The organism is Brevundimonas sp. T2-11 (assembly GCF_055397675.1).
On the sequence record NZ_AP027920.1, the window covers coordinates 1,821,970 to 1,839,368 of the forward strand.

Below are 17,399 nucleotides of genomic sequence, written 5' to 3' on the forward strand. Positions count from 1 at the left end.
ATGGGCGTGCTAGCGGACGGCGTTGCGCGCGCCGCGACAACCTGAAATGGTCAAGCCGAACAGGAATCATCCATGTCGTCCGCTCATAGCCAGCCCCATCTCGCACGATGCGACCGACATCGGAACCCCGGCGGCGCGCGCGGGTGAGCACGCCAAGCGAACGGATCCGGGCCAGCCACGACGGCAACACGTTCCACGTCCTGTGGGCCGGGCGGCGCGCGCTCGAGCTGCTCTCGCCGACCAGCGATCTCGTGGCGGTGGTGGTCGAAGGCCCCTCCCCTCGAGAAGGCGCGGAACGGTCGGTGGAGACCGGGGAGGAGGTCATCGACGTCGCCGAGTATCGCGGGTCCGAGGTCCTCGCCGAGGCGACCCGGATCGACTACATCCAGCTCAAGCATTCGACCTTACGGGAGACCGAGGTCTGGACCGCGTCTGATCTCGCGACCACCCTGAAGGGCTGGGGAGCGCGCCTGCCCAAGCTCGCGGCGGCGCGGGACGTCGCGGCGCTTCTGGGCCGGATGCGTTTCCGGTTCGTGAGCAACAGGCCGATCGCGACCTCGGTCTTGGACAGCGTCGCCGACCTTGCGTCCGGCGCGGCGCCGCGCCATCCGAAGGCGGCCGAGGCGCTCACCAAGGCCACAGGCTTGCCCGAGCCTTTCATTCGGCCTTTTTTCGACAGACTGGACGTCTCGGGCCGCGAGGCGGGGTTCCGCGTCCAGAAGCAGCTTCTGGACGCGGAACTTCGAGAAATCGTCGTCGATCCGGAAGACGAGCCGGCGCTCAGGATCAAGAACCTCTTCTACGACAAGCTCGGTTCGGGTCCCGCCGACAATGTCGTCCGAAAGAGCGACCTTGAGCTCGCTCTGAACATCGGACCGGAAGATCTGCTGCCGGCCGAGGTCAGGATCGACGACCTGCCGCACGCGGTGGCCCGCGAACAGGAAGAGGACCTTCAGGCCAGGATCCTCGCAGCGTCGGCGCCGCTAATCATCACGGCCGACGGCGGCGTCGGAAAATCGATTGTGGCGACCCGGCTTCACCTCGGCCTCCCCAAGGGCTCCGCCTGGGTTCTCTACGATTGCTACGGGGGCGGGGACTATCGCCGCGAGCCGCATGAGCGGCATGCCTATCGCGTGGCCCTGACCCAGATGGCCAATACCTTGGCCGTGCAGGGCCTTTGCATGCCGCTTCTGCCCCGCCGCGCCAATGACGCCCTGATCCTGGCGGCCTTCCTGAAGCGACTGCGAGCCGCCGTGCGTCATCTGCAAGCCTCGGAGCCGGACGCGCTCCTGCTGCTGGTGGTCGACGCGGCGGACAACGCTATGATGGGTGCCAAGGGTTCGGCGGAGCGGGCTTTCGTTCCGGGGCTGCTTCAGGCGGACCTGCCGGCGGGCGTCCGCCTGGTCATGCTGTGCCGCCCCGATCGTCTCGATCTGCTGAAGGCGCCCGCCGGCCTCGATACGGTTCCGCTGCGGCCGTTCAGCCTGGCCGAGACCGGCCGGCATCTACGCGCGCGCCATCCGGACGCGTCTGACGCCGACGTCGTCGAGTTCGATAGACGGACCTCTAGCAATCCGCGCGTGCAAGCCAACGCCTTCACCGCCTCCACGACCCTGGCCGGGGTTCTGAGAGCCTTAGGCCCCAAGCCCCAGACCGTCAGCGCCATTATCGCCGGACAGCTGGAGGGCGCGCTCGACAAGGTTCGGAACGAGGCGGAGGACCCCGGTGCCATTGACGAGCTGTGCAAGGGGCTCGCCACCCTGCGCCCCCTCATACCGATCGAGACTCTCGCTCGGCTCGCCGCAGTGGACGCCAGCGCGGTGCGCAGCTTCGCCCATGACTTCGGCGACGGCCGGTGGCTGCTCACCGCCGGCGACGGCGTCCAATTCCGCGACGAGCCGGTCGAGGATTGGTTCCGCAACCGATATGCAGCGACGCCGGAAGCGATGGCCCGGTTCGCCGATCGGCTCGCGCCCCTGGCCGACGGTTCGGCCTACGTCGCCGCCGCGCTTCCCGGTCTCTGGCTTCAGGCGGAGCGGCCGGATCGCCTCACCACCCTGGCGCTGTCGACCGAGCGTTTGCCCTCCGGCAGTCCGCTGGAAAGGCGCGAGATCGACGCCATGCGCGTCCAGTTCGCCCTGCGCGCCGCCCTGAAGGCCGGACGAATGCCAGACGCCGCCCGCCTAGCGCTCAAGGCGGGCGAGGTCGCGGCGGGGTCGGGCCTCCAGGACAAGCTTCTGCGTGATGAGACCGACCTGTTCGGCGTCGCCCTGGACGTCCCTCGGCTGCAAGACATTGGCGCACGCCGGATGTTGGGCCGCTGGGTGGGTTCGCGCTACGCCGCCGAGGCGGCGGTGTTTTCGCAGAAGCCGGAACTGGAAGGCGACGCCCGGTCCCGGCTGAGAAGCGCCGAAGACCTGCTGGACGCCTGGTCTCGGGCGGGGCCAACGGAGCAGGGAAAAAAGCCCTATGACACCCGCGAGCGGGCGGATTTCGCCTTTGCCTTCCTCAATCTCGAGGGGCCCTTGCGGGCCGTTCAGGAGATCACCCGTTGGCGGCCCAAGGAGATTTGGTTCGAGACCGCGCACGCCCTCGCGGACCGGTTGATCGACCACGGCCGGGCTGAAGAGGCGCGCGTCATGGCCGAACTGGCCATGACCCGGGCGCCCGCCCTCGCGGCCGGCGTTTGTTTCGCCTTGGGGTCGCTGGATCTGCCTCTGCCGCCGGCCGTCATCAAGGCACTGCTCGCACGGCGCACGGAGCCTCGGCCGTCTGACCCGGGACGTCGTACCGTCTGGGATCGCAGCCCCGCCGTCGTCGTGAGACTCGTGGAGGGGGCGCTCCGATCGGGCGGCTTCGACCCTGACACGCTGGCGCGCCGTCTCGACAAGGTGCTGCCCCCGCATCGGCCGCGCACCCTCGCATCCCGTCTGGTCGATGAACGCACCCGCTATCTGCGGGCTCGCACCCTCCGTGACGCCCTGCGCGGAACGCCGACCGCCTTCGAGAGCCTGAAGCCCGAGCCGCGGCGGCGCGGCAAGCCGAGCCATCTCGTCGATCCCGACCCGTATGAAGATCGCGAACTTCGCGTTCGCGCCGGAGCCGTCCTGCCCTGGTGGAACGCCCGGGCGCAGGTTCTCGCGGCGGCTCCGGTCTCGGCGACGCAACTGGACCACCTGATCGCCGAGGCGACTAGGGGCATGAACGCAGCGGTCGCACGCCATTCGAACGACGTCGAGGAAGTCCAGGACGAGATCGTGGAGATCTGGCACGACCTCCTCGTCGAAAGCGGACACGCGACCCCGGACCGCCTGGGCGCGCTCGATTCGTGGATCGGGGCTTTGCGCCGACCGCTCTATCTCCCGACATGGCGGAAGCTGGCCCGGAAATCCGGGTGCCGGCCCGAGCTCGCCGACCGCGCCGTTCGATACGCCCGGCGCGCCGGCGCTAACGAATGGAACAGCGCGGCGGTGGCGGCGCGCGATCAGATCGAAACCCATGTGGCGGCGACCCGGGCTCTGCTCGAGGCCAACCGCCCGGAGGCGCTCGCCCATCTTGATCAGGCCGTCGAGGTCGCCGGTCTGCTGGGGGACGAGGTTCCCACCCGATGGGCCGCCCTTCTTGCCCTGGCGACCCGGGCCGGTCCCGTCTCGGGCGCCTGCGCGGCGGAAACCGCCTGGCGATTGGCCCGGGCGGCCGAGTTCGCGGCCGGCTACATCGAGGACCAGTTTGACTGGAGCGGGACCGTCTCCGCCCTCACGGCGATCCATCCGCCCTCGGCTGCGGCCGCGGTCAGTCGCTGGCGGGACCGAAGCGTCGGCGAAACGTCCAGTCTCCTGGTGCTACTTGAGGAAAACCTCCGCAAGGCGGGGGCGCTCGATCCCGTTGCGGGGCTCGCGCTGCTCGGCTTCGAGGGCGACTGGCCGGTGGCGGAGATGTTCGAGGCGGCGCTCATCGCGGAACCCCCGCTGGCGAAGGAGATCGTGGACGCCGTCTCGCGCCATGCGATCCGGGCCCGCTTCAGTCCCGGCGCACGGCAGACACTCGCCGACGTCGCCCGGCGCCATGGTCTGGACGCGCGCGCCTTCGGAAGGGCCGGGCGCTCGCCGGCCATATCCCGGCGGGTGGAAACTCGGCGGCGGCGCGCCGATCCCTGGCTCAGAGACCTGAGCCGGGCGTTGGCGGACCACGCGCCCCGCACCTATGCCGACGCCGTGGCGCTGCTGACCGATTTGAAGACCCGCCACCGGTACGTGTCCCCGGGCTGTGCCTGGGGCGTGATCCTCGCCGCCGTCCCGGCCGCATCGCTACCCGAGGTGATCGAAACCCTCCTGGCGACCGACGAACTCCGCCCATCCCTGCTGGCGGATGTGCTGGACAGCCTGCCCGAACCGGCTCGCGAAGCGCTCGCCGTTCGGAATGCCGTGCAGCGAAGCGTTCTGGCGCGGGCGCGGCGGGATTGCTGGTCGATTCGGGGCTGGGGCGGATACGGCGACGTCATCGAGGATCTTGCGGCCGCGTCCGGCCTGCCGCCCGGCGCGATCGCCGGGGCGGTATTGGACGGCGTGGCGGAGGATGTTCGGGGTGCCGACTCGGAAGACCTGTTCAACCTCCTGCCCCTGATGGCGCCCGAACTCTCCCCGGCGGACGCGCAGGCCGCGCTGGAATTCGGTCTGTGTCAGTTCGAAAACGTCATGCCCCCCGGATTCGGAGACGGTCCGTTCGATCCCCTGACCGCGCCGTCGTCAGATCCGGACATGGCGGTCGCCGGCCTGATCGCCGTCGCCCTCGCCGCTCCGGCCTATCGCGTGCGCTGGCAGGCCGCCCATGCCGCGCGCACCGTCCTGACCCTGGGCCGGACGGGCGTCGTGACTGCCCTGGCGTCGTTCGTCGCGTCCGGCAAGGCCGAAGGCTTCGCCGCTCCTGGCCTGCCCTACTACGCCTTGAACGCCGAGCTCTGGTTCCACATCGTCGTGGCCCGGGTCGCGGGAGATCGCCCTAATCGGGCCGCGGCCTTGGAGCCTCGATTGCAGGCTACGGCCCAGCCGACAAACGACCATGTCCTCCTGCGGGGTTTCGCCGCCGACGGTCTGTTGAGCCTGCACGCCGCGGGTGAGATCGTGCTTTCACCGGGTCGAATCGCCGAGCTTCAGCGGCTGAACACGCCTTCGAAGCCGTCGAAATCCACCGAGCGGATCGGCGGCCGCGACTGGTATTCGGAGTCCCGCCGACCGAGCCGTCGGTTCAGCTTTTCCTACGAACAGGCCAAGGGCAGCGCCGGGCGTCTCGCGTCCGCCTTCGGCCTGTCGCCGGATCAGCTCGAGCGAAAAGCCGAGACCGTCATCTTCCGAACTTGGAAGTCGAGCTACGACCACAAAGCCAAGGATCCGCGCGCGGGCGATCCCGCCTGGTCGGATGCTGACAGCCGAGGCGGTTATCACGGATTCCGCGAATACCTCGGCTACCACGCCCTGTTCTGTATCGCGGGGCAACTCGTTCGGACGACGCCGCCGTTGCGCTATCCTGGCGCGAGCCGCGACGAGTTCGCCGACTGGTTGGCCGGTTTCCAGCTGACCCAGCTCGACGGAAGCTGGACGTCCGACCGCCTCGATCTCGCGCCGCCCCTGCCCGCCCTGCCGTCGCTCGAGGAAGAGGAAGATCGGGCCTTCTGGCCGTGGTCCGTCCAGCTCGCGGAGTTGGACGGCGTGCTTCGCCACGCCGACGAGATCGTCGTCGCCGGCGACTGGCATCAATGGCGGGGACAGGCGGAACAGGACGTGGCGGTGTCGAGCGTGCTCGTCTCGCCCGCAACCTCGGCCGCCCTGCTCGCCGCCTGCCAGACCATCGAGAACCCTTGGGAATACCACCTTCCGTCGGAAGACGACGCGAAGATCGACGCCCCGCCCTATCGGCAAAAGGCCTGGATCAACGACCATCGGCCGGAGCCGCGTCTGGACCGATCCGACCCGTGGATCGGCGCCATGTCGAGCTCATCCCCGCGACCGGCAAGCTGGCTCGTTCGTCGTCTCCGGCTCCGCCCGACCGGTCTTGAGCGCGCCTGGCGCTCCGCGGCGCGCGGCCGGCCGCTCTTCCGCGCGGAAATCTGGGCTGGCGCAACATCCCGCCGGTCAGAGACCCTGCCGCCCCACGGTCAACGCCTGCTGATCCCGGCGGCTCGCCTGCCACGTCTTCTCCAGCGGTTCGACATGGATCTTCTCGTGCACGTCCAGATACGTCGCACGCTACGGTCGGACCACGACGAGTCCCGGTGGGACCGCACACCCTCCCCGCCGTACTTCCGGCTCTTCCTGTTTCGCAAGGACGGCTCCCTTGAAACGCTCTGACGATGTCATCGCTCTTGGCCGACGGCTCGTCGACCTGCTCGATCGCGACGGCCGCAACGACCTTCTGCAGCGATGGATGGCGCATCATGTCGCCGAACTGATGGACGCCGCGGCGGCCCCGGGGGCGTCGGACGACGACAAGGCGCGGTGCCGAGACGCCGTTCTCGCGCTCTGGGCGCATCGGAACGACCTGCCCGAAGCGGTCCGACCCTTCAGGAATCTGGCGGCCGTCGTCCGCACGCTGGAACGGCTCGATCCCGCATGGAAAGGCAACCTCTACCTGCCCCCGGAGATGCCGCCGGCCAACGATCCGTTGCGCGCCGCCCTAGCGATCGACAAGTCGGCGCGCGAAGCGATCGCGCTCTGCCTGGAAGATGCGCTCGCGACCCTTCGCGACGAAGATCGCGCAATGGTCGAGGCCGCGTCTGCCCTAGACCTATCCGGGCCGGAGTTTCCGTTCCTGGAGATCATTCTGTCGGCGGAGCGCGAGCCGGCCGAGAAGCGGGCGCGACGGCGTAGCCTGCAGAGCCAGCTCGAGGCGGCGCGAACCCTGAAACGGGAAGCTGATCGGGTGTCGCGTCGCATCCGGGCCGAACTCGGGGCCCTCGGGCCTAAGCCGCCGCCCAGCGACGACGAGCGTGTATAGACATCCGGCGGAGCCGCGAGCCGGACGGGGCCGACACACGACGTGGCCAAGAGATCGACCGACTGTTGGATAAGCCGGTGAGGCGGACTGGCGGCTACTTCCGCGAACAGATCCTCAAGCCGGTGAAGCGCGTCCGGCGCGGAGGTCGCATGGATCGTGGATAGGCCGCCCAAACGGCCGGTGTTCCAAGCCTCAAGGGTTTAACGGGCGGGGTCGTCGCGCATCTCCTCAATCACGATCCGGTCCGATTTCCTCTTCGATAGAGCTATATCCCCAACGCTCCGCCTGCCTTGAGATCGGCGGCCCTGCGTCGGAGTGAATAGAGTGACACCCTCTCGCATCGTCTTGCCTAAATACGCCGTCAATTGTGCTCGCCCGAGCTAAAGCCCGCTCCAGAGTTCAGATCGCGCGTCGACGATAACCGTCAGCGCATGGCTGATGGCCTGACCTAGCTGGTCAGGACCCTAAAGCGGACGTTGCCAACGGCTCTGATGAGTCAGAAGCGGCCCTAAGGCACAGTTATTTACCAGCGTCAGCTGCGCCTTTCGCGAGCTCCGAGATGTGTTGTTCGCAGGCGTTCCGCACCACCTCGCGCAGGAGATCGATGCGGCTCGTCAGCCAATCGAGTTCCTCGCGCGTGATCTTGTAATGGCGCGAGTATCGCGCCTTAACATAAGCTGCTCGCAAAAGCTCAAAGGCGCGACGTTCGAACTTGGTCTGTCCCGGCCAAACCTGCACCAGGTCCGGGGCCAGAGGTTCCGCAAGGCGACGCAGAGCGATCAGCTTGTGAGACTTCGGCGCATAGAGCGTTAGCACCAGCAACAGGCAATGGTAGAGATGCTCAGTGGCTTGGTGGAGGTTGAAAGCCGCCAATTTGGGCTGGTCATCCGAAATGCAGAAAGCCGCTATCCGCTGGAAACCCGAAGCGCTCTCCATCCAGTCCTCAAAATACGCCCTCGCCTCCTCCAGGGCCGCATCTGCGCTTAGCGGCCTCGGATCCACAAACCCCTGCTCACCCGGCGCATCCAGCAGCACCACGCCGTCGCGCACGATATCGATGAAGAAGTATCGCCCGCGCTCCAGCTGATGGTTCACGTCGTCCAGGCTGTGAACGATGATGCTGACCGGCGTGCGCAACTGCTGGCCTGACACCGTGGCCGACAGCAGCCGCTGCTCCGCCTGACGCCAGAAGTCGCTGTCCGTGAGATCCTCATGATCGACAACGACCAGGAGATCGAAGTCGGAGAAATAGCGCCCGACCGGATCTTCCACCCAGTCGCCGCGCGCATAGCTGCCGAACAGGATGATCTTGAGGATGCGTCCGTTCTTCAGCCGATCAGCGCGTCGCGTCGAGGTCGCCTCGGCGAAGGACTGGGTCAGGATCTCGACCACGCGGTCGAGCTCCCTGCGTTTCGCAGCCGGTATTGATTTGAGCGCCTTCGCCATGACTGGACTCTCCCCGATACGGCCACGCCAGACAAGGCCGTAGGCCGGTTCATTCGTCGCTGTCCACCCGACAGCGACCTTCACCTCCGATCACCCTTCCCTTTTCCCTTCACCCGGGGGCCGGAGTTTCAGAGGGATTGATCAGGTCCTCCCCGCGTCGCTCCCGCAGACAGGAGGGCCGGGCCTCGAGCCCCCATCGTCAAGGTCGCCCGGCTTCCCGCCCGGGGAAGCGCCGCCCCCACGGAGAGGCGGGCATAGTGTTCGACGCCGTCCACATCGCGCAGGATCACGAAAGGCGCGGCGCCGAGCTCGTCATGACAGCCGGTCTTCATCACCCGCCCGGCTACACGGCCTTCGCGAAACGCCTCGGCCTTCAGGCCGGTCTCAAGGCGACGCTGATTGAGGGTCCGGATGACGTCCCGCGAGATCTGCAACCGCCGAAGCCGTCCCTCCAGATCCTTGTCCAGACGATACCGACGCCCTCGACGCTCAGCCAGGCCGAGCGCTTCAAGGTGGATCAACCGTCCTCGCGTCAGCGCCGCCCAGGCCGTACGCAGACCTTCTGCGTCATCGACCATCCGTTCGGCGTCCATGGAGGCCAGAAGGCGCCGATCGAAGCCGGTGAAGCCGTCAGACCGGGTTTCGCGCCAGATCCGGCGCTCGGCGTCATGGCGAGACAGATCCCCCAGCCGCTCCTGGGCGACTTCCTGGGCCCGGGCGCGAAAGCCGTAGGCGACATAGTCGCGCGGTATGACGAGGTCACGGCCGCTCGCCCTGCGGCCGGGCAGAAGGACATGGGCATGCGGCTGGTCCGTGTCGAAATGACAGACCGCCATCCAGGGCAGGTCCGGCTCGCCCAGGTCATCACAGACCCGGGTCATGACCTCCCGCGTATAATCCCTCAGGTCCGCGATGCGGTCGCCATGTTCGGGCGAGACGATGAAGCGGAAGTGGTGACGATGCGCGCTCCAGTCAGCCGCCCCCTCTGTCGGCGAAACCTCGTCCGATGCGCGATCAAAGAAGACCGGCCGCGCCCCTTCCATCCCGGCTCCCGCCCGGCCGAGATAGACCAGATGCCTGGCCAGGGCCGCCCCGCGTTCGAAGCCCTGGCCCAGGTGACGCGACACCAGGGCCTTGACGATCACCCGCTGACGCACGTCCAGCCGGAAGGCGCGGCCCGAACGTCGTTGCGCCGCCCCCAGAACGCCCGATCGGTCGCCCAGGGTGAATTGCCGCGAACAGGCCAGGCGCTGCAGCAGGCCTATGCGAACCCCTGCCGCATCGGATTTCCCGCCCCGGCGCAGACGGACCTTCAGGTCGTCGGCGTCGGAGGCGTCGCCTTTCCCTATCCGTGCCTCGATCGCTTCCCGGACCAGCATGAAGAGCCTCGCGCCCGCCTCGCCGATGCCTGGACCTCCACGACCCTTCACAAGTCGCGCAGGACCTCATGATCGACGTCTATTCTACGGAAAAGATACAGCAAACAGACCGCCGACTCTGCTCTTTTATCTTGCCCTACAGCCCGTTTTGCAGATTTCCAGGCGCCCCAGGCCATGAGACGCAAACCCTCGCAAACCGCCGCCGATTCACGGACCGACCGCCTCCTGACGCCGGCATGATGACCGGTGCGTCCCGCGCGACATGAGAAAACCCGCCCGGCCGGAGCCGAGCGGGCAGGTTGAAACCCTCGTTTTCTTCTCAATGACTGCGGGCGCGGATCGCCAGATGCCGGAGCCCCTGCTCCATGGCCTTCTGGCCCAGGTTCAGGGCGGGGCCGAAGGGCCGATCCGGGCCGCCCCTTCCCTCGTCCAGGGATCGCCCCAGGGTGAGGCAGCAGGCAGGCTCAAGCGCCAGCAGGTCGTCGTTGGCCCTGAAGGGGGCGGCCTTGCCATGGGCGTCGAAGTCCGCGCGAGCGAGGATCAGCTTCACGCCCTTCTGCTGCGCCCATCGAATCGCCAGCTTCTCCGCGCCCCTGGCGCCCGTGGTCGCGAGCGCCATGTCCGGCCACTCCGAGAGCGCCCAGTTCAGGGCGTCGAAGATGCGGGCCGCGTCCTCGGCCGCGTCGGCCGTCGGCGCGCCCCGGAAGGCCACGACCGCACCCCTGTGAAAGGCCTCGTCCGCCCGTCGCTCGCGCACCGCACGGATGGCCTGTCTGGCGTCCAGCTGGGCCGCCGTCAGAAAGCTGCCCCTGCGGCTGCCCCGCCAGGCCGTCCAGACCTCGCCCGTCGCCGAGGTCCAGGCTTCAGCGGCGGCGTCCCGGATCTTCTCGGTCGCCTGGGTCGCCGCATCCGCCGCTCGGGCCCGGGTCGTCGCTTCCTGAAGCTCGACGTCCGCGGCTTCCGACCCGTCGAAGTCGCGATCCAGCCGGCGCATCGCATCGCGCGCCCGGTCGGCGTCGCGCTCGATCCGTCCGGCCGCCGAATGAAAGGCGCCGATCAGGGCTTCGCCCAGAACGGTCTGGAAATCCTCCAGGGCCGTGTCCGCGATCACGTCCAGCAACTCGGTCATGAGGGCGCGCCCGAGCTGAACCAGGGCTTCCTCCTGCGGATGAGGACGGCTGTCGCCCAGAGACGCCGTCAGGTCGTCGAAGGCGGAATCGGACTTGGACGAAAAGGCGAAGACGGGGTGGGAGAAGGTGGCGTGCATCGGATCATTCCAGTTCTGAAATGTCGAAGCGCCCCATGCGCAACGACCCGATCCCTGGCCACGTCGGGGTCCCCGGCGGTCACCGCAGCGACCCGCCGCTTGCGGGTCGCGAAGGGAAACGGCGCAGCCGTTGACGGCCGGGGTGACGTGACAGGATCGGAAGTCGTTGTGTGGGGGCACGTCCTCGTCCCCAGGGACGAGGACCCCTTTCGGCGCCCACGCGCCGAGAGCGACCGAAGAACGGCTCCCGAGCCTTTCAGAGACGACCTGAAAGGTCGTCGCAGCCGCCTGGCGGGAACGGGCCAAGACCCGCCAGACGCAACAGTCCTTCGGCGCTCGCAGGCCGCTTCCGATAGCCGATCGCCGCGTGGGCGACGCAGAAGGCGCCGCGGACCACGGGTCGGCCGCAGAGGCCGAAGCCGGGACGGCCCGGCGACCCGTAGGGCCACCGACACTGGCCGCGTTTCACGGAGAGGATCGTCGTCAGGGGCGTACCCGGCGCCGCAGGCGTTTCCCGGCACGGGGCAAGCGAGGCCGCCCTGCTTTCAGGGCGTCGCGGCGCCGGCGGCCTGCCCTGCCCCAAAGAGGCCCGGGCGTCGGGTGAAGCCGAAGCCTCGCCAGCCCTGGCGCCGGCGCGCCGGGGCGGCCCCGAAGGCGCCTCCCGGACCAGGCCCAGGCGATGGACCTTGCCCAGGACCGCGCAACGCGAAATCCCGGGGCCCAGCAGATCGGCGACGGCGGCGGCGGTGCGGCCTTCCTTCCAGAGGGCGATGAGACGATGTGTAAGCTGAGCGGTCCAAACGGATGCGGACATGAGGCGTCTCCGGTCACGGGCCCGATCGACCCGCCCATCGCCCCCCTTCCCTCGCTCTTCAGACCAAGGGCCCGACGCCTGAGCGCCGGGCCCTGATCAGCCTGCCCGGATCCGAAGCGACTGATCCCTGGGCTTCAGAAGGGAATATCCGCCTCGCTTCCACCGGCGTTCATGGCCGGCTCGGCCTTGCCTCCGGCCGCATCACCACGGTTCCGCCGGTTCTTGAGGCGCAGGTCCTCGACCACCACCTTAAGGTCGTAATGTTCGACCCCGTCCTTGCCGGTCCAGCTGTCGTTCTCGACATGGCCCTGAATCACGACCCGGCTGCCTTTGCGGGCATAGGGGGCGATGTAGTTTTCCGTCGTGCTCTCGTTGAAGCAGACGCAGTTGAAGCCGGTCGTCCGCTCCCCCGATTCGCCGTCGGCGCGACGATAGCGGGTGGTCTCAAGCACGCGGAAGCCGGCGCGTTTCCGACCCGAGCCCTGGGCTGACAGAATGGAAGGATCGGCGGCCAGATAGCCTTCGATGACGAGGGTCTGCATGATCAGTCTCCTTGAAATGATGAAACGGTGCTCAGGCCGCGGCCTGATCGCCCCTGACGTCTGTCGTCGCCGACGCCGTCCGGTCAGCCGCCCAGTCGAGCACCGTCAGCCGATTGACGACCAGTTCCTTGGCCGCCCGCTCGGTCCCGTCGCGCGCCGTATAGGCGGTGTCGACGAAGGCGCCGACGACGACCGCCTCGCATCCCCGGGCCAGGGCCCGGGCGATGACCTTTTCATTGAGGCCCTTCGACCAGCTGACGCAGTTGACGCCGACGATGCGGTCCTTGCCCGCGAGATCGACGCCGCGCTTCTCAAGCAGCCGGAACGCCGCCTTGGCGAAGTCCGGGCTGATCTGGGGATCGGCCGCCAGGCGGCCGGTGAACACCATGGTCTGCATGATCCGTCTCCTTGCTCACAGAGGCCCGGAAAGCCTTCTTCCCGGCGCGCTCGCCCCTTTCCTCCCTCGCCTCCCCCTTTCGGAAGCGGCTCCGCCAGACGGGACCGACGAAGCCGCTCCCCCGGTCACGCCGCCGCGTCGCGCAGGGCCGCCTCGCCTTCCGGCGTCACCATGAAGACGCCCGCCCCGTCCTCCTCGCCCTCGCCCCTGCCCTCGCCTGCCTCCGCGTCTCCATCCCCGTCCTCGGCGTCGCCCCCGAGCACGGCCCCAGTTTCGTCCGGCCCAGGGTCTTCGGTCGCATCAGCAAGGTCGCCGCCGACCATGGGGCTCCCGGACTCGGAGCCGCACGTCCACGACAGGCAGGCTGGCGCCCAGCGCCGGGCCGCCGCCTGATCCTCGACCCAGGCGACCAGGTCGCCCTTGAGCATCCGGGCCGCCGCTTCGGTCCCGGCCCCCATGGCCTCGAGCATGGACAGCAGCTGGTCGCGGGAATGGGGCCGCAGATAGGCCCCGTCCGGCGTCCACCAGCGCGACAGATCGGCCTCGCACAGGGCGGCGATCTCGGCGGCTTCCGCGCGCGCCGCCCGGCGCACCTGACCGGTCCGGGCTTCGTGCAGGTCAAGACTGAGGGCGGTCAGTTCGGCCATGAGCCCGAACCGGTCCTCCGGATCCAAGCCATGGACCCAGGCGATGACGGTCAGGCCGGAGGCCTCCCAGGCGCGGCGGCGCTCGTCCAGCTGTTCGCGTACGACCCCGTCGAGCCCCGCGATGATCCGTCCGCCGGTTGGCGCGAAGGCCGAGGCCGAGATGGCCAGGGCGGCGTCCCCGCGCGGCGCCGGGGGCCAGGCCGCCAGGCAGGAAAACAACCGGGCGATCAGGACGGTCAGGGCGACAGAAGGCCGTTCAGCCAGAGCGCGGATCAGGCCGCGCGTCGCCGTATCCGTCCGCACCCCGTGCAGGACATGGCTGACGCCCTCCGTCTCGGGCGCGGGCGCCGTGGCCTGGGGCGCGACATAGGTCGTGCGCATGGAGGGCGGCGACGCCTCGCCCTCCGCCGCTTCGGCGCCCTCATCCTCCTCATCATCCTCCTCGGCCAGCGGCTCGACCGGGGCGTAGCAATCGACCTCGACGCCGGTCCGAAGGGAGGGTTTGAGAACCACGACGACTGCGAGGCGCTGGCCGGTTCCGGCCTGGTCCTGGGCGATCCGCGCCCGGACAAGGGTCTGGACCGCGTCCAGCGCCGCTTCGCCGGACAGGGCGGTCTCGGCCGCGTCGGCGGCCGCCTGGGCCCGCTCCCGCGTTTCCCTATAGACCAGGGTCGCCGCCTCCGAGAGACCCCCATAGGCGTAATAGAGCCGCTCCAGATCGTCCGGCAGGTCCGGCTCGTCGTCGCCCGGGCGCAGACGGACGGAAAGGCCTTCGGCTTCGAACAGATCGGCGAGCGGTCCCGCCCGCTTCAGCCAGGCACGGGTCAGGCGGTCAGGGTCCAGCAACACCGGCGGCAGTTCGCCGAACAGGTCCGTCTCGGTCCGTCCGCCCTCGGCCGCATAGAGTTCCGGCGTGACCAGGCCGCAGCGGGGATCGCGCGCCGTGATCCGGCCTTCGCCCAGCTGTTCCTGGATGCGCCATTCCGGCAGGCCATGACCGTCGATCGCCGCCTGGGCCAGAACCGCCTGTTCCTCGCTGTCCTTCAGGCGCGCCAGCAGCCGGGCCTGGCGCAGGGTGATCCTGCCGCCTTTCAGGGCCTCGAGGGCTACGGCCGGCAGGGCCGAAAGCGCCGCCAGACGGCGGATCTCGGTCTCGCCGTAGCCGAGCGCCCGGGCGATCGCCGTCACGGTCAGCCGGGCCTTCAGCATGCGGCCGGTGGCGGCGATGACATCGGCGACGTGAACCGGAGCCGCCGTATTGGTCAGGACGGCCGCCGCGGCCTGCCGCGCCCTGTTCGTCTCGACGAAGACCGGTACAGGATGATCATCGTCGATGCGGCCGGCGTCCCTCAGAAGCCGCAGGGCCAGGAGGCGGCGGCGCCCGTCCAGAACCATGTGGAGCGCCTCTCCCCGCCGGCCGGGACGGACGGTCGGATACTGCAGGAGGCCCGCGGCGGCGATGGTCTCCGCCAGTTGAGGCAGGCCGTCGTCAGGCGGCTCGCCATGGCGGAGGTTTTCCGGCGCGATATCGAGATCGCCCAGGCGGACGACCACCGGGATTCGCGACGGCGCTTCGACGCCGCGGCGCACAGAGGCGGTGACGGTTGACGAACGGGAACGGGACATGGAGCTTCTCCGACCGGTCGGCCGGGGCCCATCCCCGCCGCACCGGCGCCCCTCCGCTCCCTTCCTTCGCTCCTTCACTTTCTCAGGGCGCGGCCTCGTTCCAGTCGCCAAAGCCCGAGGGCGGCAGGCGGACGACGACGTCCAGGCCCTCCGCGACCAGGCGGGCCCGCAGCCGGGAGGCCGCAGCCTCCCCGGCCCGCCCGCGATCGGCGGCGATGAGGATGCGGCGCGCTTCAGAAGGCGCGGACCAGGCCGCGAGATTGCCTGCAGACAGCAGGGCCCAGCCCGGCAGGTCGAAACGCGCCATGGCGGACAGGGTCGTGATCACTCCCTCCGCCACCAGGAGGGCGCCGGCCGCGGGAGACAGACGAACCGCCGATCCGGGCGGCACGACGCCGACCGTCTTGCGCGGGAGCCGGAGGCGGCGCGCGGCGCGGCCGTCGGGATCAAGATAGGCGATCTCCACCGCGCCCAGTCCGCCCTCCGGCGTGCTGACGGCGGCGATCAGGGACGAACAGGTCCGGCTGCTTTCCCGGAAGAGGCTGACGGGGGTCTGCGGCAGCCGTCTGAGCGCCGCGCTCGCGACCGGGCCGTGAATCCGGCGCGAACGAAAATGGCGATGGCAGAGATCTCCGGGCTCCAGCGCATGAGCCGCCTCCCAGAGCGCGCCGGCCCTGGCGATCCGCACACAGGCCGAGGGGCGCGCCACGCCGCTTCCCCTGGCCAGGCTTCCCGCGACCCCCGCTCCGGTCAGACGCCCGGCGGCGTCGATCAGGCCCAGATCTTTCAGATGATCCCGCACCTCGCGCCAGCCGGCGGCGCCGAAGCCATGGATCACGACGCGATCGCCGTCGAGCATCAGGGAGACGGAGCGATCCATCCGACTGTGTCCGGGCGCCGGGACATGGGCCCTGCAGCCGCCCGCGTGGAGTTCGCCGCCCAGGGCGGCGACGATGGACTTGAGGCTCATGACGGCCTCACATCAATCCCAGGGCGCGGAAGCTCTTCGTCCCTTCGCGCCCGACGACGACATGATCGTGCACGGCGATGTCGAAGACCCTCGCGGCCTCCACGATCTTGCGGGTCATTTCGATATCGGCGCGCGACGGCGTCGGATCGCCCGAGGGATGATTGTGCGCGAGGATGAGGGCGGAGGCCGACAGCTCCAGCGCCCGACGCACGACCTCGCGCGCATAGACCGGCGCATGATCGACGGTTCCGTCCGCCCTGAGCTCGTCGCGCATCAGGATGTTGCGCTTGTCGAGATAGAGGACGCGGAACTGTTCGCGGGGCGCATGGGCCAGGGCCGTCCGCAGGTAGTCGGTCAGGGCCGACCAGGACGACACCACCGGTCTTTCACAGGCCCGGATGCGGACCAGAGCCTCGGCCAGCGCTCTCGCCTGTTCAAGCGCAACGACGCAGGCTCCATCCAGACCCTCCGCACGCAGGACGGCGGCGTCGGCGGCGACCAGGCCCGCCAGGCCATGGAACCGCGCAATGAGCCGCCTGGCGACCTTCCCGCCCGGGTCGGGCGGCGCGAGGTCGCCAAGAATCCAGGCGAGAAGCGCCTCCTCATCCGCGGACGAAGGCGAAACGACGGCAAGGTCAGCTGAGGTCATGGCGGTCTCCAGCACCGGCGCTCCCGATCGGAGCGCACAAGACCGCCCTTCCTCCCTTCTCCCGGCCTTCGCGCTCAGGTCGCCCTGTGTCAGGCGAAATCCAGCCCTTGCGGCTCTCGTCCGGGTCCATTCGGCCAGCGAAAGCCGGCTCCCCTCGCCCTGGGGCAAGACGCCCGCCGCCTGACGGAATCCCACGAAAAAGCCCGCTTCGTCCTCACGAAGCGGGCGAGTTCGGGTCACACACGTCGGTCCGAGAGGGCGGACCGGAGGGGACATGAGGCCCTAAACCTGTGATTGCGTCAATTGCATATCGCACCACCAAACATAGGTCCGCCGACACAGGTCCGATTTCAATGTCCGGCCAGGGTCCGGACCAGATCCAGCACCAGACGCTGTCGTCCCGCGTCCAGCCGGGCGAAGTCCGCGAGCAGCCATTCCTCCTCGCGCGAGCGCACCTCGCCCGCTGGACGCCCGCCCTCCGGGGAGACCGCCGCGCTGAAGTCGGCGTTCAGGGCCTGGCTCAGCTGCAGCAGCATGCCGGCGGAGATCCGGTTGGCGCCCTGCTCGTACTTCTGGATCTGCTGAAAGGTGAGACCCACGGCCGCGCCGAGTTCGGACTGGGTCATGCCGGTCGCAATCCGAACGCTGCGCACCTGGGCCCCGAGCTCCTTG

The 17,399-nt window shown here is 69.0% G+C and carries 12 protein-coding genes; 2 read left to right on the top strand and 10 right to left on the bottom strand.

Annotated elements, in window-relative coordinates; all coding sequences use genetic code 11:
• Positions 1-143 precede the first annotated feature (143 nt).
• On the top strand, positions 144-6,344 hold the full coding sequence (locus tag ACZ5XO_RS09040) for a hypothetical protein (protein ID WP_464162037.1): 6,201 nt from the start codon (positions 144-146) through the stop codon (positions 6,342-6,344).
• Complete coding sequence (locus tag ACZ5XO_RS09045) at positions 6,331-6,990, top strand: hypothetical protein (protein WP_464162038.1); 660 nt, start codon at positions 6,331-6,333, stop codon at positions 6,988-6,990. Before ACZ5XO_RS09040 ends, ACZ5XO_RS09045 begins: the two co-directional genes overlap by 14 nt.
• A gap of 519 nt (positions 6,991-7,509) precedes the next feature.
• Here the strand turns inward: ACZ5XO_RS09045 and ACZ5XO_RS09050 are convergent.
• The 10 genes from ACZ5XO_RS09050 to ACZ5XO_RS09095 all read right to left on the bottom strand — a co-directional run bounded on the left by ACZ5XO_RS09050 (position 7,510) and on the right by ACZ5XO_RS09095 (position 17,353).
• On the bottom strand, positions 7,510-8,436 hold the full coding sequence (locus ACZ5XO_RS09050) for a HEPN domain-containing protein (RefSeq protein ID WP_464162039.1): 927 nt from the start codon (positions 8,434-8,436) through the stop codon (positions 7,510-7,512).
• 128 nt (positions 8,437-8,564) lie between these two features.
• On the bottom strand, positions 8,565-9,815 hold the full coding sequence (locus ACZ5XO_RS09055; protein WP_464162040.1) for a DUF3363 domain-containing protein: 1,251 nt from the start codon (positions 9,813-9,815) through the stop codon (positions 8,565-8,567).
• Positions 9,816-10,134: 319 nt separating this feature from the next.
• Positions 10,135-11,082 (bottom strand): DUF2493 domain-containing protein, encoded by a 948-nt coding sequence (locus ACZ5XO_RS09060; protein WP_464162041.1) that lies wholly within the window; start codon positions 11,080-11,082, stop codon positions 10,135-10,137.
• A 256-nt stretch (positions 11,083-11,338) separates the two neighbouring features.
• Entirely contained in the window at positions 11,339-11,896 is a 558-nt protein-coding gene (locus ACZ5XO_RS09065; RefSeq protein ID WP_464162042.1) for a GcrA family cell cycle regulator, read from the bottom strand.
• 134 nt (positions 11,897-12,030) lie between these two features.
• Positions 12,031-12,438 (bottom strand): single-stranded DNA-binding protein, encoded by a 408-nt coding sequence (locus tag ACZ5XO_RS09070; protein WP_464162043.1) that lies wholly within the window; start codon positions 12,436-12,438, stop codon positions 12,031-12,033.
• 31 nt (positions 12,439-12,469) lie between these two features.
• Positions 12,470-12,835 (bottom strand): single-stranded DNA-binding protein, encoded by a 366-nt coding sequence (locus tag ACZ5XO_RS09075; protein WP_464162044.1) that lies wholly within the window; start codon positions 12,833-12,835, stop codon positions 12,470-12,472.
• Between the two features lie 125 nt (positions 12,836-12,960).
• Entirely contained in the window at positions 12,961-15,108 is a 2,148-nt protein-coding gene (locus tag ACZ5XO_RS09080) for a ParB/RepB/Spo0J family partition protein (RefSeq protein WP_464162045.1), read from the bottom strand.
• An 82-nt stretch (positions 15,109-15,190) separates the two neighbouring features.
• On the bottom strand, positions 15,191-16,078 hold the full coding sequence (locus ACZ5XO_RS09085; protein ID WP_464162046.1) for a toprim domain-containing protein: 888 nt from the start codon (positions 16,076-16,078) through the stop codon (positions 15,191-15,193).
• Between the two features lie 7 nt (positions 16,079-16,085).
• A complete protein-coding gene (locus ACZ5XO_RS09090) occupies positions 16,086-16,727 on the bottom strand; it encodes a JAB domain-containing protein (protein WP_464162047.1) in 642 nt (213 codons plus the stop codon).
• 350 nt (positions 16,728-17,077) lie between these two features.
• The gene (locus tag ACZ5XO_RS09095) at positions 17,078-17,353 is read right to left on the bottom strand and encodes a helix-turn-helix domain-containing protein (RefSeq protein WP_464162048.1); all 276 of its coding nucleotides are present in this window, start codon (positions 17,351-17,353) and stop codon (positions 17,078-17,080) included.
• Positions 17,354-17,399 lie beyond the last annotated feature (46 nt).

What these genes read in the sequence shown, in the direction of transcription:
- ACZ5XO_RS09050 (WP_464162039.1), bottom strand. Translation starts at nt 8,436, where the DNA reads ATGGCGAAGGCGCTCAAATCAATACCGGCTGCGAAACGCAGGGAGCTC.
- ACZ5XO_RS09080 (WP_464162045.1), bottom strand. Translation starts at nt 15,108, where the DNA reads ATGTCCCGTTCCCGTTCGTCAACCGTCACCGCCTCTGTGCGCCGCGGC.
- ACZ5XO_RS09060 (WP_464162041.1), bottom strand. Translation starts at nt 11,082, where the DNA reads ATGCACGCCACCTTCTCCCACCCCGTCTTCGCCTTTTCGTCCAAGTCC.
- ACZ5XO_RS09070 (WP_464162043.1), bottom strand. Translation starts at nt 12,438, where the DNA reads ATGCAGACCCTCGTCATCGAAGGCTATCTGGCCGCCGATCCTTCCATT.
- ACZ5XO_RS09075 (WP_464162044.1), bottom strand. Translation starts at nt 12,835, where the DNA reads ATGCAGACCATGGTGTTCACCGGCCGCCTGGCGGCCGATCCCCAGATC.
- ACZ5XO_RS09055 (WP_464162040.1), bottom strand. Translation starts at nt 9,815, where the DNA reads ATGCTGGTCCGGGAAGCGATCGAGGCACGGATAGGGAAAGGCGACGCC.
- ACZ5XO_RS09095 (WP_464162048.1), bottom strand. Translation starts at nt 17,353, where the DNA reads ATGACCCAGTCCGAACTCGGCGCGGCCGTGGGTCTCACCTTTCAGCAG.
- ACZ5XO_RS09085 (WP_464162046.1), bottom strand. Translation starts at nt 16,078, where the DNA reads ATGAGCCTCAAGTCCATCGTCGCCGCCCTGGGCGGCGAACTCCACGCG.
- ACZ5XO_RS09065 (WP_464162042.1), bottom strand. Translation starts at nt 11,896, where the DNA reads ATGTCCGCATCCGTTTGGACCGCTCAGCTTACACATCGTCTCATCGCC.
- ACZ5XO_RS09090 (WP_464162047.1), bottom strand. Translation starts at nt 16,727, where the DNA reads ATGACCTCAGCTGACCTTGCCGTCGTTTCGCCTTCGTCCGCGGATGAG.